This is a genomic window from Fischerella major NIES-592, from assembly GCF_001904645.1.
Taxonomy (GTDB): domain Bacteria; phylum Cyanobacteriota; class Cyanobacteriia; order Cyanobacteriales; family Nostocaceae; genus Fischerella; species Fischerella thermalis.
In genome coordinates, this window is sequence record NZ_MRCA01000010.1 from 100,785 (window position 1) to 114,945 (window position 14,161).

At 42.4% G+C, this 14,161-nt stretch carries 13 protein-coding genes and 1 other RNA gene; 9 read left to right on the forward strand and 5 right to left on the reverse strand.

All coding sequences use genetic code 11. The features are described 5' to 3' along the window. Nucleotides 1-160: 160 nt before the first annotated feature. The 3 genes from mreD to NIES592_RS17385 form a co-directional block, all read right to left on the reverse strand. Entirely contained in the window at nt 161-781 is a 621-nt protein-coding gene (gene mreD, locus NIES592_RS17375; protein ID WP_062245348.1) for a rod shape-determining protein MreD, read from the reverse strand. Nucleotides 782-858: 77 nt separating this feature from the next. Next, nucleotides 859-1,635, reverse strand: coding sequence for a rod shape-determining protein MreC (gene mreC / locus NIES592_RS17380; RefSeq protein ID WP_073556416.1), 777 nt, complete (start codon nt 1,633-1,635; stop codon nt 859-861). Nucleotides 1,636-1,713: 78 nt separating this feature from the next. Further along, nucleotides 1,714-2,721, reverse strand: coding sequence for a rod shape-determining protein (locus tag NIES592_RS17385; RefSeq protein ID WP_009458021.1), 1,008 nt, complete (start codon nt 2,719-2,721; stop codon nt 1,714-1,716). A gap of 367 nt (nt 2,722-3,088) precedes the next feature. On the opposite strand from NIES592_RS17385, the gene NIES592_RS17390 reads away from it, so the two are divergent. Beyond that, a complete protein-coding gene (locus NIES592_RS17390; RefSeq protein WP_062245342.1) occupies nt 3,089-3,451 on the forward strand; it encodes a single-stranded DNA-binding protein in 363 nt (120 codons plus the stop codon). An 81-nt stretch (nt 3,452-3,532) separates the two neighbouring features. Here NIES592_RS17390 and NIES592_RS17395 read toward each other — a convergent pair whose 3' ends face one another. Next, a complete protein-coding gene (locus NIES592_RS17395) occupies nt 3,533-4,279 on the reverse strand; it encodes an SIMPL domain-containing protein (protein WP_062245339.1) in 747 nt (248 codons plus the stop codon). Between the two features lie 270 nt (nt 4,280-4,549). Here NIES592_RS17395 and NIES592_RS17400 point away from each other — a divergent pair, with 270 nt between their 5' ends. Together NIES592_RS17400 and fabG are read left to right on the forward strand one after the other, a co-directional pair. Further along, entirely contained in the window at nt 4,550-4,957 is a 408-nt protein-coding gene (locus NIES592_RS17400; RefSeq protein ID WP_009458016.1) for an EVE domain-containing protein, read from the forward strand. Between the two features lie 160 nt (nt 4,958-5,117). After that, nucleotides 5,118-5,882 (forward strand): 3-oxoacyl-[acyl-carrier-protein] reductase, encoded by a 765-nt coding sequence (gene fabG, locus NIES592_RS17405; RefSeq protein WP_016871049.1) that lies wholly within the window; start codon nt 5,118-5,120, stop codon nt 5,880-5,882. Nucleotides 5,883-5,949: 67 nt separating this feature from the next. Here fabG and NIES592_RS17410 read toward each other — a convergent pair whose 3' ends face one another. Further along, entirely contained in the window at nt 5,950-7,029 is a 1,080-nt protein-coding gene (locus tag NIES592_RS17410; protein WP_009458012.1) for an MraY family glycosyltransferase, read from the reverse strand. A 311-nt stretch (nt 7,030-7,340) separates the two neighbouring features. Between NIES592_RS17410 and groL the strand changes: the two genes are divergently transcribed. The 6 genes from groL to NIES592_RS17440 all read left to right on the forward strand — a co-directional run bounded on the left by groL (nt 7,341) and on the right by NIES592_RS17440 (nt 14,131). Then, nucleotides 7,341-9,011: a chaperonin GroEL gene (groL, locus tag NIES592_RS17415; RefSeq protein ID WP_073556417.1), complete on the forward strand. Its 1,671-nt coding sequence runs from the start codon at nt 7,341-7,343 to the stop codon at nt 9,009-9,011. Between the two features lie 369 nt (nt 9,012-9,380). Beyond that, complete coding sequence (corA, locus tag NIES592_RS17420; RefSeq protein WP_073556418.1) at nt 9,381-10,520, forward strand: magnesium/cobalt transporter CorA; 1,140 nt, start codon at nt 9,381-9,383, stop codon at nt 10,518-10,520. A gap of 71 nt (nt 10,521-10,591) precedes the next feature. Beyond that, nucleotides 10,592-11,302: a hypothetical protein gene (locus NIES592_RS17425; RefSeq protein WP_073556419.1), complete on the forward strand. Its 711-nt coding sequence runs from the start codon at nt 10,592-10,594 to the stop codon at nt 11,300-11,302. 31 nt (nt 11,303-11,333) lie between these two features. Next, nucleotides 11,334-11,768, forward strand: an RNA gene (gene rnpB / locus NIES592_RS17430) — RNase P RNA component class A. A gap of 130 nt (nt 11,769-11,898) precedes the next feature. Next, nucleotides 11,899-12,618, forward strand: coding sequence for a ribonuclease III (rnc, locus tag NIES592_RS17435; protein ID WP_062245326.1), 720 nt, complete (start codon nt 11,899-11,901; stop codon nt 12,616-12,618). Nucleotides 12,619-13,021: 403 nt separating this feature from the next. Next, nucleotides 13,022-14,131, forward strand: a complete 1,110-nt coding sequence (locus NIES592_RS17440; protein ID WP_062245323.1) for a Gfo/Idh/MocA family protein — start codon at nt 13,022-13,024, stop codon at nt 14,129-14,131. Nucleotides 14,132-14,161: the final 30 nt, after the last annotated feature.

Below are 14,161 nucleotides of genomic sequence, written 5' to 3' on the forward strand. Positions count from 1 at the left end.
TTCCAGAAAAAATTAAGGGTGAGGATAATTTGGGATTGTAGTCTCAAATTATCTCCACCCTTGACTTTTTGCCTGGTGGTTCATCGCAAGAGCGCTAGTTAGAATCCAGGTTATCCACACTCCGCCCACAAAGATTTTAAAACTAACTTTTAAACTTGTTTTAGGATTGTTGCTCGGCTAATTTCAGTTGTTGCCACCAACGATTCAGAGGAAAATAAACCACTGGTGCCCAGAGGCTACTAACGATAGCAGAGGCTAGGGCTACCTTTTGGTAATAACCCCAGATGTCTGCCGTATTGCGATCGCCCATGAAAATTAGTTGGAAAGCAAAGATTGTTTCCACCAAAACCGCCATACCAAAGACAATTAAGGCGATGGAAATAAAATCTTCTTGAATAAAACGCTGTTTTTGCAGCAAAGCTGTTAGACAGCCTACCACTGCTAAACTGAGGGCGTGAGTGGGATCTGGTGATGTCATTGCATCCTGAAGTAATCCCAAAACTATACCCGCTAATGCACCTTGGAAAGGTGTACGCTTGACACTCCAAGCCACTACCCAAATTAATAACCAATTAGGGCCAATGCCCAATAGTTCCATACCAGGAAGACGGGTAAGCAGCATCAGCAGGCAGAGGATGACAGAACCAAAAATCACGGCCCAATTTACCATTAGTCGGAGGCGTGGATGCCAACGTGAAATGGGGTTGATTTTTATTATGGATTTTCGCGATCGCGATTTTGGCTTATTTTGCCTGCCACCCCGAAATGCAGGAAGTTTCATTTTTTTATTAAACACTCATGTGTAAAGTACACAAAAATATAGATATTAATCTTTACCCTTCATCCTTATTTTTGTGATTAGGGATTCTCCTGTTGTTGATTTTCTGGCTTGGGATATACTGTCACCCAATCCAAAGATCGAATAGATGGAAACAGTTCTACTTTCGCTACTGAGGCTGGCAGTTTCTTTAAATCTAGGGACTTAATTCTTCCTATAGGCCAACCAGAGGGAAACTTTTGGCTATAGGTCGATGTGACAACTACATCCCCAGGTTTGACATTGGGAATTTTTTCATAAAACTCCAGTACTGCTTCTGCGGAAGCATCGCCCCGTAGAACTCCTTTGGCTCCGGTACGGCTGATATTTACACCCACCTTACTTTTCAGGTCACTAATTAATAACACACGGCTAGTATTAGGAGTTACACTCTCTACCAAACCGACTAATCCGCCTTCAGCCTTGACTACAAATCCTTCTTGAATTCCTGCTAGACTACCCCGGTTGAGAATCACTTGTTGCCACCAGTTGTCTGCACTGCGCCCTACGACCCGTGCTGGGATTGGACGTAATGAAATAGGCTCTTTTTCGACGTAACCCAACAGCTGTTGCAGCTTTTTATTCTGGTTTTCTAATTCTGTTATTTGAGCTTCTAATTCTAATACACGAGCATCTTTCAACCGTTCCTCTGGATTTGTCCCTGGCTGCAAAATCTGGAACTGACTGGTAACACCCTGATAAATCTCCAGTAACAGCGCTCCTTGAGTTTGCCTCAGTATCCAGGCTCCACCAACTATTAGAGACAGTATTCCAATGTGTAATCCTTTATGCTCCCACCAGCGACGTGCTGTAAACATATATACCTTTTTTAGCCGTGTAAATACTAACACATTTGGATTATTTACAAACCCAATCTCAGGGATTGCTTGTTCTTACTACATATTTCGGGAACGACCGCTGAACACTCGTTCTAGCTGTTTGAAATTTTCTAACACGCGACCTGTACCTAATACAACACAGCAGAGAGGATCAGCAGCAACGTGGGTGACAATCCCGGTTTCATGGCTTATTAGAGTATCTAGTCCTTTGAGCAAAGCGCCGCCGCCTGCTAGCATAATGCCCCTGTCAATGATGTCTGCTGCTAGTTCTGGCGGTGTGCGTTCTAGAGTCCGCTTCACTGCTTCAATAATCACTGATAGCGGTTCCGACATACTTTCACGAATTTCTGGCCCTTTGATGGTTACAGTGCGCGGTAGGCCAGATAGTAGGTGCAAACCCCGGACTTCCATCATGGCGTCATCATCATCGTGAGTCGGGTAGGCAGAACCAATACGAATCTTAATATCTTCAGCAGTACGTTCCCCGATCACCAGGTTATGAACTTTCTTCATATACTGCATGATTGATTCTGTTAGTTCATCTCCAGCTATACGTACTGATTCACTTAGTACTGTACCCTGAAGACTCAGTACAGCTACTTCTGTAGTACCACCACCAATATCAATGATCATGTTGCCAGTCGGTTCGGCTACGGGTAATCCCGCCCCAATTGCTGCTGCCACAGGCTCATCAATGAGGTAAACTTCTCTGGCTCCCGCTTGCGTTGCTGCATCCATCACAGCTCGTCTTTCTACCCCTGTGACACCACTGGGTATACCAATGACAATCCGGGGTAATACTAGTGATTTACCTTCATTGACGCGCTGTATAAAGCTTTTTAACATGATTTCGGCTGTATCGAAATCAGCAATTACACCATCGCGCAAGGGGCGCAGGGCAATCACATTTCCCGGTGTTCGACCGAGCATTTTTTTGGCGTCTTCTCCTACTGCCAGTGCTACCTTTTCGTTTTGGTCGATGGCAACTACTGATGGTTCTTGAAGAACAATACCTTTACCAGATACATACACTAGGGTATTGGCGGTACCGAGGTCGATACCCATATCTCGCGATAAGGAAAACTTACTGAAAAGGCCCACGGGTTTTGTCGCCCCCTATTTCGATACTTTTGACTACTACCGTAAGAGAGAATCGTGCAGGATTTTATTACTTTTTTTGACCTGAGTCTAGTAAAGCAGGCTATATTTTGTATAAGTTTTAGGAATCTTTGCCTTTTTGTTGCTGCTACTGTTTTATATTCTCTGACTGTAAAGACATATCCGTACACTTTTGTAGTTATAACAGAGTAATTTTTATCATTATAGTCAGTAAATATAATTGTTAATTATTTAACACAGTTTTTTCAGTTTGAGAATTCGCTATGATGAAAATCATTATGTATGAGTACGTCTGTACTGAAAGGTAACGCCCATGAGCATTAACATCGTCACCTTAGTTGGTCGTGTAGGCGGCGACCCTGATATGAAGTATTTTGAGGATAGTGGTAGTGTCAAATGTAAACTAACACTAGCAGTAAGGCGGCGATCGCGTAGTAGTGATGAACCTGATTGGTTCAATTTAGAACTATGGGGAAATACTGCGGAGATCGCCGGTCGGTTTGTACGTAAAGGAAGCCTAATCGGAGTTAAAGGTTCCTTAAAATTTGATACTTGGAATGATCGCACCACCGGGGCGCTGCGTTCTTCCCCAGTCATCAGAGTAGATCAACTAGACTTGCTTGGTTCCAAGCGGGACGAAGCAGAGATGATCGATAATAATCCCGATAATTTTTGATGAGTTGGTAGTTAGTAGTTAGTAGTTAGTGGTCAAGAACAAAAACTACTAACCACTAACTACTATCCATTAACCACTAAACTAATAACTAATTTCCAACGTTACCGATGCTTCTACTTGCTGTTCACCACCTTCTACGGGAGTGGAAGCATTTGCTGTTTGAACCGCATCCGCACGAAACATGGGGCGTGGCGGTGGAGGTGGCGCGCTGGCGCCGTTGATTTGAATGCTTACTACTTCTTTACGCTGGAAACCCAAAACACTAAAAACGGCTTCAGCTTGCTGTTGAGCTTCTTGGGTAGCTTCTTTTAATGCTTGCTTTTGGGCTTGAGCGATCGCTTCATCAGTAGCCACAAAACTAATACCGCTAATCTGCGTTGCTCCAGCCTTGACAGCTTCATCTAACAACTGGCCAGCTTTATCAGTAGCAATGCGGAAACTTACAGTATTACTAGCACTATAACCAGTTAGACGTTGAATGTTATCTTTATAACTATATACTGGATTAAGAGTAATGCCAGTAGTTTGTAGTTTCTCCACATTACGGGTCTTGAGCAGTGTTACCACAGCTGATGATCTCCGAGCAGCCTCTTGTTGTGCTTCTTGGGCTGTTTTAGCCTGCACTTCTACACCTAATACAACTTCAGCCAGAGTAGCAGGAATTGATTCTACCCCGCGACCAGTAACTGTAAGAGTGCGTAACATCCTCTGTTTCTCTTGTGCTAAGACAGGCTGGCTAAAAGTAATACATACCAGCATGGCAAATGCTAAACTCTTCCACAAGTTCCCAGTTAATAACTGAGAACCCAACAAGGTGGGTTTATTCATAAAATTTCACTCCTCGAAATTATTTTTTTAGTGGTTGTTAGTTTTTAGTTGTTTGTTATTAGTTGTTTGTTGTTTGGAAGTACTTCTATACAGACGCAACGCTTTGCGTCCCTACTAACCAATGTACAGACGTGCCATAGCACGTCTGGTACAACCACTAACAACTAACTAATTATGTGTCTCTACTTTGACACGTGATTATTACTATATCTAGGATGGTTACATTTTTAGAAACTTGAAAACTTCACGACAACTTTTGGAGATGCTTTCATGGCATATTGGTTGCTGAAAACCGAGCCGGAAGAATATTCCTACTCAGATTTAGAACACAATGGCAGTACGGTTTGGAATGGAGTGAGCAATGCTTTAGCCCTAAAGCATCTACGGACAATGACCATTGGTGATTTAGCGTTAATTTATCACACTGGCAAGGAACGGCGAATTATAGGTGTGGCAGAAGTAACCAGTCAACCTTACCCCGATCCAAAATTAGATGATGTTAAACGAGTAGTTGTAGATTTGCGGCCTGTGCAAAGACTACCTCTACCAGTTTCCCTAGCGCAAATAAAAAAAGATAGCAGCTTTGCAGACTTTGATTTGCTGCGTCTTCCCAGGCTATCTGTAGTCCCAGTGTCAGAGTTGCACTGGGAGCGCCTCCTACAGTTATCAAAGCAGTAATTATTAGACTTTTTGTAAAAGTCGAAATTAATCCCCCTCTGGTCCTTGAAAGGCGTCCCCACCAGATCATCTGTAGTCAAATTAAAGCGAATTGTTATTAGTTGCGATCCCAAATCGCCCTATGATGATTAGCGCGGTGAAACAATCAACAAGAGTAGTTATGGAATTGTTGCCAGAAAACTTACAAACTTTACAAGGAAAAGTAGCAATTGTTACAGGCGCTTCACGGGGAATTGGAAGAGCGATCGCACGGGAATTAGCAAAATTTGGTGCTAGCGTAGTTGTCAACTATGCTAGTTCTAGTCAAGCGGCTGATGAATTAGTGTCAGAAATTACGCAAGCAGGGGGAAGTGCGATCGCGCTTGCGGCTGATGTCAGCAAAGAAGAACAAGTCGATGCTTTAATCAACGCTGCGATCGAAAAGTTCAATCGCCTTGACATCTTGGTCAATAATGCTGGTATAACCCGCGACACACTTTTACTCAGAATGAAGCCAGAAGATTGGCAAGCAGTAATTGATCTCAATTTAACTGGTGTATTTTTATGCACACGTGCCGCCAGTAAAATCATGCTCAAACAGCGTTCAGGACGGATCATCAACATTACCTCCGTTGCTGGACTCATGGGTAATCCCGGACAAGCCAACTACAGCGCTGCTAAAGCAGGTGTGATTGGTTTTACTAAAACTGTTGCGAAAGAACTAGCTTCTCGTGGCATTACTGTTAACGCCGTTGCCCCTGGTTTTATCGCCACTGATATGACCAGCAATCTCGATGCCGAAGGTATTCTCAAGTATATTCCCCTTGGTCGCTATGGTCAGCCAGAAGACATTGCTGGCATGGTGCGTTTCCTGGCTGCCGACCCCGCAGCAGGCTACATCACCGGACAAGTCTTTAACGTAGATGGCGGTATGGTGATGGCATAGAAAAAATTATGAATTTATGAATTATGAAACTGGGCTTTCGTCTTTTTCATAATTCATCATTCATAATTTATGTTGCCTTTACCCTCTGCCAAACGGTGAAGCCTAACAAAGTAATAATACTGAGGGTAGTAGCAATTATAACTACCAAACTCATGCCTCGGATTGTCATCGCCAGCCAGTTGCAAACTAAAGCAATTGACCAAAGAGTCAAGGCTGCATGGCGCTGAGATAAACCCCAAGCTAGCAAGCGATGATGTAAATGGTCTTTTCCGGGAGTACTTAGGGGGTTTTTCCCTGCCATAAGTCGCCGCACAAATACTTGGGTAGTATCTAGCACTGGCAAAAGTAAAAACAAAACAGGTGGTACTAAAGAAAAAATTGTAGTGGCTTGTAGTTCACCGACAATGGCAGTTGCAGCTAGTACGTAGCCAAAAAAATATGCTCCGGCATCACCCATAATAATGTGTGACGGATGAAAGTTGTGGCGTAAAAAACCTAATGCTGCTCCTGCTAAGGCTGCCAAAACTAGTGTTGCTGCTGCCCAGTTGGGAAACTGCGCCGAAACAGCTAATAAACTCATAGCAGTGATAAAACTAACTCCTCCTGCCAAACCATCCATACCGTCCATCAAATTGATGGCATTAGTAATTGCTACCACCCAAAACACCGTTAGCGATGTGGAGAGTAGCGAGTCGAGGGGAGTACCAAAAGTAACTTTAATGCTAATGCCATTGCCAACCAACAGCAGGGCCGTCAGAATTTGTACTAACAGACGAACTGAGGGAGGTAAACCGAATTGATCATCAATAAAGCCAACTAGCACCAGTATCGAACCCCCCAAAAGAATAGTTAAAACCTGAGCTAGTACACCTTGAAGTTCAATTGGTCTTAACAAACTTGCCAAGATCAAAGCCGCTAGCACTCCTGCGTAGATAGCCAGACCGCCTGCATTTGGCAAAGGTTCTCGGTTTAAACGCCGTGCATTTGGTTGATCAGCCCAACCAACTCGTAAGGCAAATTTACGTACCTCTGGAATCAAACGCCACGTTACAACCCACGCCAATAGAAATGTAAACACTACTGCTAACCAGCCGGAACCGCTGGGTTCAGCAATACCAAGCGCCTCAAGGGAGCTGTATATATTCATCTCCCGTTTCCACCATTAATGCCAGTATCCAATATCAGCATCAAGTGTATAACAATCATTTTTTTTTCTCACTACAAATATGAGAGTATATGGACTGCCTTATTTGGGTTCTCGTAGCTTGAATTAAGGGAATAGGAAGAAATTTAGATTTTTTTGGGTGGATTCCCCTACATCCCTAAACCTATATCCTCCTATAGCCTAGTAAAGATTAATAAACTCAACAGCTTATGGCTTGTTGACTTAGCACTCTTGGCTTGTGAGTGCTAAATTGTCTAATGGAAGAACTCACAAATTAAACCAAACTAAAAAGTATGGCCAAAATTATTGCATTTGATGAAGATTCCCGACGTGCCTTAGAAAGGGGCATCAATACTCTTGCTGATGCAGTGAAAATTACCCTGGGGCCAAAGGGCCGCAACGTCCTTTTAGAAAAAAAGTTTGGTACACCCCAAATCGTGAATGACGGGATCACCGTTGCTAAAGAAATTGAACTAGAAGATCCCCTAGAAAATACAGGGGCAAAACTCATCCAAGAAGTTGCTTCTAAAACAAAAGAAGTAGCTGGCGATGGCACAACTACAGCAACTGTACTGGCTCAAAGCATGATCCGCGAAGGTTTGAAAAATGTAGCAGCTGGAGCAAATCCAGTCGCAACAAGACATGGGATCGAAAAAACCGTAGAAAGGCTAGTGCAGGAGATTGCAGCAGTCGCCAAGCCAGTAGAAGGAAGCGCGATCGCTCAAGTCGCGACTGTTTCGGCTGGAAACGATGAAGAAATCGGTGCCATGATTGCCGAAGCAATGGAAAAAGTCACTAAAGATGGTGTAATCACCGTAGAAGAATCTAAATCCCTAACTACGGAATTAGAAGTAGTTGAGGGGATGCAGATTGACCGGGGTTACATTTCCCCCTACTTTATCACTGACAACGAACGGATGACGGTGGAATTTGAAAATGCCCGCATTCTGATCACCGATAAAAAAATCAGCAGTATTCAGGACTTAGTCCCTGTTTTAGAAAAAGTTGCCCGTTTGGGTCAACCTCTATTGATTATCGCTGAAGATGTAGAAGGGGAAGCTTTAGCAACTTTGGTAGTCAACAAAGCGCGGGGTGTGCTGTCAGTTGCTGCGATTAAAGCACCTGGATTTGGCGATCGCCGCAAAGCGATGCTGCAAGACATTGCTATTCTGACAGGCGGACAATTAATTTCCGAAGAAATCGGTTTAAGTTTAGATATGGTTTCTTTGGAAATGCTGGGAGTTGCGCGTAGAATTTCCATTGACAAAGAAAACACAACCATCGTTGCTGATGGCGAACACAAAGACGACGTACAAAAGCGCATCGCTCAAATTCGTAAGCAGTTAGAAGAAACTGATTCCGAATATGACAAAGAAAAACTGCAAGAACGCATCGCCAAGCTAGCTGGTGGTGTAGCTGTAATTAAAGTTGGTGCAGCCACAGAAACCGAACTCAAAGACCGTAAATTGCGGATTGAAGATGCTCTCAACGCCACCAAAGCAGCCGTAGAGGAGGGTATAGTTCCTGGTGGTGGTACGATGCTGATTCACCTATCTACAAAAGTCGCTGAAATTAAAAACAGCCTCAACGAAGAAGAACAAATTGGCGCTGATATTGTTGGGCGATCGCTAGATGCACCCCTGCGCCAAATAGCAGATAACGCTGGTGTTGAAGGTTCTGTCATCGTTGAAAAAGTCCGTACTACAGAATTCAACGTCGGCTACAATGCTGCGACTGGTGAATTTCAAGACATGATCGCCGCAGGTATTCTTGATCCTGCCAAAGTCGTACGTTCTGCCTTGCAAAACGCAGCTTCTATTGCTTCTATGGTCTTAACTACCGAAGCTGTGGTTGCCGAAAAACCTGAGAAAAAACCCGCCGGTGGCGCTCCCGATATGGGTGGTATGGGCGGTATGGGCGGTATGGGCGGTATGGGCGGTATGGGCGGTATGGGTATGATGTAGCCTCATACTGTCTGTATCTAATATATTTGTCAGCAGTTTGTCTTGCTAAGGCAAACTGTTTTTTTATACAATTTCTCACCCAGTATTATTTATATAACAAACTTAGCTATAATGCTGACCAATTCATTATTTTAGGACTTAAGCATTCTCTATGCATCCTTGGCGTTCTTGGCATCTTGGCGGTTTAATAAATTAAGCTTTTCGGCACTTTTCGCATAAGTCCTGCATTTTCTAAATTATGCATTTTTAATTGTTTAATTAATCTTTTAATCATTACTAACTCTGAATAAACTATCTAATGTTAAGATTTTTATTGTTCAGCCATTAGTAGCAATAACACTTTATTATTGACTATTTAGGAAAAATAAAATGGCTAAAAAAAAGCATCACTTAAATTCAATAGTAACTGAACCAGAGAATGAAGATTTCTATCATCTACCAGGAAGCATACCAGGAACCATTATTGTTGATGCAAACGCACCACCACCAAAGATAGTATTAATTGACTATAGCCCAATCGAAGCGATTAGCAAAGAAGTGGAAACACCAGAAGATTGTATTCCTTACCTAGATACTGAATCAGTAAGTTGGGTAGATGTACGTGGTTTAGGTAGTGAAGATATTTTACAAAGATTAGGGCAGGTTTTTGAGTTACATCCTTTAGTTTTAGAAGATATTGTGAATGTGCCAGAACGCCCAAAAGTAGAAGATTACGAAGATCAATTAGTGATTATTGCACGTATGGTCATGCCTAAGAAAAAATCTCATGGGTTTCATAGTGAACAAGTCAGCTTTGTATTAGGAAAACATTACTTGCTGACAGTTCAAGAAGAACCAAAACGAGATTGTTTTGAAGCAGTGCGATCGCGCATTTTTAAAAATAAAGGTATTATTTGCAAAAAAGGCCCAGATTATCTAGCCTATGCTCTTATGGATGCAATTATTGATGGCTTTTTTCCTGTCTTGGAAAAGTATGGCGAACGCATTGAAGATTTAGAGGATGAAGTCATCTCTCAACCTACACCTAAAACCTTAAAGAAAATCTATAAAGTTAAGCGAGAATTACTACAACTACGTCGTGCGATTTGGCCACAACGCAACTTACTTCATACTTTGATTCAGGACGAAAATAAAATGATTAGTCATGAAGTACGAGTTTATTTGCGAGACTGTTATGACCATGCAGTACAAGTTATAGATATGGTAGAAACCTATCGAGAACTTGCATCAGGTTTAATGGACGTTTATCTTTCGGCGGTCAGTAATAGAATGAATGAAATTATGAAATTGCTAACTGTGATTTCAGCAATTTTTATTCCTCTAACTTTTATTGCTGGCGTCTATGGGATGAACTTTAATACAGAAAAATCACCATATAATATGCCTGAGTTGAACTGGTATTGGGGATACCCAGCTTGTTTAGCAGTGATGGCAGTCATCGCAGGTGTTTTACTATATATTTTTTGGCGCAAGGGATGGCTAGAAAATAGTTCGAGATTAAACCGTTAAATCAGTGAACAGTAAACTACTAACTGATAACTGTTCACTGCACATGAAAATGTTTACAGGAGTTTATATACATGGTAGCCAGAAATGAGGGGAATTTAATTTTTTTGACGCTGTATATTATCGGCGTCACATATACCTTTACAAAAATGATTGAGTCCATCGACGACAAAATCAAGTTTACTTTTGACAAGCAAGTCGTCGATGAGCAACTCAAAGATAAAGACCTGCAAAATGATATCGGAATCTCTTTTAGGCTCAGCCCCTCATATTTTATTGATGAATTGAAAGAATTATCTGTAAGTATTGAAAATAAATCTCAAAATCTTGCCTTATATGTAGACTGGGATAATTGCTCTTTAGTAGTTGAATACAACAAGCAATCACGACGAGTCATTCGCAAATCACCAGATGTCACACGTGACCTTGGTGTACCGCAAAGTCCTAGCTTAATCGCCCCTAGCAAAACTCTCTCAGCAGCAGTGACTGCTGAAGATGTTTTTAAATTGGATGAGTTAACAAAAACATACCAAGTCAATACTCCTTTGATTAATATTAGTGCGCTGGAAAAAAGCCCTGTGAAAGCGCAAAGGTTATTATTTCAAGATTTTATAGATGGCAAAAAAGAATTAAAATTTTCTTTGCAGCTAGTATTGAGAATCTCTGAATTGCGGGTTGGTCTAGCTCCAGGTGAGAATAAACCTCCTATGTGTATTATCGATTGTCCTTTCACAATCAAAAAACTGCCTTGGTATTACGCTATGCCTTGGAATAGAAAACGTTAAAAGGTCATTCAGGACTACACTAGTATTGGTAGAGAGTAGGCGTAGGCGGTTGCAGACTAGCCAATTTGTGCCTAGTTTGAGGAAAGTCCGGGCTCCCGAAAGACCAAACTTGCTGGGTAACGCCCAGTGCGAGCGATCGCGAGGATAGTGCCACAGAAAGATACCGCCAAGAGTAGGTAATGGGTAATGGGTAATGGGTAATGGGAAAAAACCTATTACCAATTACCTTTTCCCCAATTACCAATCTTTGGTAAGGGTGCAAAGGTGCGGTAAGAGCGCACCAGCAACATCGAGAGGTGTTGGCTCGGTAAACCCCGGTTGGGAGCAAGGCGAATGGAACTACGGTTGGTCTTTTACCAGTTCCGCGATCAGAGCCGCTAGAGACGTCTGGTAACAGCCGTCCCAGATAGATAACCGCCCTCTTGAATTAAGAGAACAGAACCCGGCTTACTACCGACTCTCTACTCAGATGGAATGATAGCAAGCACAAGCTACATTCCATTCTTTGCTTTGAAGTTCCCTCCGGGACGCGGCACGTAGACGCTGAACGCGTCTACAAAATTTTCGCAAAATCTAAAATCCAAAATCTAAATCGGATGACCCTTGCTTATCCACGCCGACAACGACAACTTGAAAGTCTAGTCAGAAAATTAGGTTTGGCAATAGAAGCACCAATTAAATGGCAACTGCTAGACTTAGCACTAACTCATCCAACCGTATCTGAGTCAGCAAATTATGAACATCTGGAATTTGTTGGTGATGCTGTGGTGCGGTTGGTAGCAGCAATTGTGTTGTGGGAGAATTATCCAAATTGTCCGGTGGGAGATTTTGCGGCAATTCGTTCGGTATTAGTGAGCGATCGCATTTTAGCTCAACTAGCACGCTCTTACGGTTTTGAACTATATTTACTTGTGGCTGGCAGTGCTACTGCTGACAAAGCTGGTCAACAGTCAAGATTAGCAGATGCTTTTGAAGCGGTTCTGGGAGCGCTTTACCTCAGCACTAACAACCTAGATTTAATTCGTCCTTGGCTAGATCCTCACTTCAAAGAACTGGCAGCAGAAATTCGCCTCGATCCAGCCAGACTAAATTACAAAGCTGCTCTCCAAGAATGGACTCAAGCCCAGTTTAAGGTTTTACCAGAATATCGAGTTGTAGAAATTAGTCAGCCTCATAATAATCAAGAGCGTTTCATTGCCCAAGTGTGGTTGCACGGACAAAAATTTGGTGAAGGAAAGGGCCGTTCCATTAAAGCTGCCGAACAAGCAGCAGCAAAAGTTGCTTTTTTAACTCTAAGTACACAGGAAAATCACTAATTACTTCCAAGCAAAAAGTTAAAATTCCAGGGTTTTTCCCAATTGACGATAGTTATATAGACTACACACGATTGAGTAGAGGCGTGATCTTTCTCGTTCACATCTTGCACTAAGCCGTGAACTAAAGTTCACAACTCAAAGCTTAAACCTGTTAAAACAAGCTGAAATTTTGATTTAGTCTGCTTCTAGTTCTCGTTACCAAGTTCTTCAACTTAGTAACGAGGTTTTGGAGGTTCAGCCTTCCAATAGACCTCTTGCACAAATATTTTGACCCCACCTTAACCCTCCCGGCGGTTCACGGGGGATTGAGGGGGTTTTCAGGATTCATGCAACAGGTCTAATGACTGCAACTAGTGCAAGACACGAGTTCACGTCTTTATTCTTGACTCTTGACACTTGACTAATGACTAATCAAATTAAAATTGCTGTCGTTGGAGTAGGACGTTGGGGTGTGCATTTGTTGCGAAATTTTCTAGAAAATCCCCAGGTTGCAGTTGCAGCAGTGGTAGACCCCAATTCAGAGCGTTTGGCAACAGTACAACGTCAATATTTTTTTAGTAAAACTACGGAAAAAAGCATATTATTAACAACCGAATGGCAAAAAATTAAACAAATAAAAGATTTAGATGCAGTCGTAATAGCCACTCCTGCTAGCACACATTACTCCCTAATTACTGATGCTTTAGATTGGGGATACCATGTTTTAGCAGAGAAACCTTTAACTTTAAACCTAAAGGAATGTCATGAACTCTGTCAGCTAGCCCAAAAACGGCAACGGCAACTCATGGTAGATCACACCTATCTGTTTCATCCAGCAGTGGAACGAGGGCAAGTTGTTGTTCAGGAAGGAGAATTAGGGGATTTGCGCTACGGCTATGCTTGTCGTACCCATCTCGGACCAGTCCGCCAAGATGTTGATGCCCTATGGGACTTAGCAATTCACGATATTGCTATATTTAATACTTGGTTAGGTCAACAACCAGTGAGCGTACAAGCATCGGGTAGGGTGTGGCTACAAGAGAAGGTAGGGAAGTTGGGAGAACCGGAGGTGGGGAGAACCATCACTCCATCTCCCCATCTACCCATCTCCCCATCAGGTTTAGCTGACTTAGTGTGGGTGACACTAACCTATCCTAATGGTTTTCAAGCTTACATTCATTTGTGTTGGCTCAATCCTGATAAGCAGAGACGTTTAGTAGTTGTAGGTAGTCGGGGCAGTTTAATTTTTGATGAAATGTCAGCTGCATCACCTTTAACGCTACTGCATGGCGAACTAGAAATGCAAGCCAATCATTTTATTCCTGTCAATCAAAGCCAACAAGTGCTGCAAATCGAAAAAAATGAACCATTAAAACGAGTATGCGATCGCTTTGTTCATTGCATCCAAAACAATACTCCTTGCATGGTTTCATCTGGTTGGATAGGCACGCAGTTAGTAAATATTCTTGCTGCCCTGACAGAATCACTTAACCAGAATGGCAAACTTGTTGCACTGAGTACAAATCAGTACTAAGTTCTGGTTGTTCACTAAGAGAGTTTAATT

What these genes read in the sequence shown, in the direction of transcription:
- mreD (WP_062245348.1), bottom strand. Translation starts at nt 781, where the DNA reads ATGAAACTTCCTGCATTTCGGGGTGGCAGGCAAAATAAGCCAAAATCG.
- mreC (WP_073556416.1), bottom strand. Translation starts at nt 1,635, where the DNA reads ATGTTTACAGCACGTCGCTGGTGGGAGCATAAAGGATTACACATTGGA.
- NIES592_RS17385 (WP_009458021.1), bottom strand. Translation starts at nt 2,721, where the DNA reads ATGGGTATCGACCTCGGTACCGCCAATACCCTAGTGTATGTATCTGGT.
- NIES592_RS17390 (WP_062245342.1), top strand. Translation starts at nt 3,089, where the DNA reads ATGAGCATTAACATCGTCACCTTAGTTGGTCGTGTAGGCGGCGACCCT.
- NIES592_RS17395 (WP_062245339.1), bottom strand. Translation starts at nt 4,279, where the DNA reads ATGAATAAACCCACCTTGTTGGGTTCTCAGTTATTAACTGGGAACTTG.
- NIES592_RS17400 (WP_009458016.1), top strand. Translation starts at nt 4,550, where the DNA reads ATGGCATATTGGTTGCTGAAAACCGAGCCGGAAGAATATTCCTACTCA.
- fabG (WP_016871049.1), top strand. Translation starts at nt 5,118, where the DNA reads ATGGAATTGTTGCCAGAAAACTTACAAACTTTACAAGGAAAAGTAGCA.
- NIES592_RS17410 (WP_009458012.1), bottom strand. Translation starts at nt 7,029, where the DNA reads ATGAATATATACAGCTCCCTTGAGGCGCTTGGTATTGCTGAACCCAGC.
- groL (WP_073556417.1), top strand. Translation starts at nt 7,341, where the DNA reads ATGGCCAAAATTATTGCATTTGATGAAGATTCCCGACGTGCCTTAGAA.
- corA (WP_073556418.1), top strand. Translation starts at nt 9,381, where the DNA reads ATGGCTAAAAAAAAGCATCACTTAAATTCAATAGTAACTGAACCAGAG.
- NIES592_RS17425 (WP_073556419.1), top strand. Translation starts at nt 10,592, where the DNA reads ATGGTAGCCAGAAATGAGGGGAATTTAATTTTTTTGACGCTGTATATT.
- rnc (WP_062245326.1), top strand. Translation starts at nt 11,899, where the DNA reads ATGACCCTTGCTTATCCACGCCGACAACGACAACTTGAAAGTCTAGTC.
- NIES592_RS17440 (WP_062245323.1), top strand. Translation starts at nt 13,022, where the DNA reads ATGACTAATCAAATTAAAATTGCTGTCGTTGGAGTAGGACGTTGGGGT.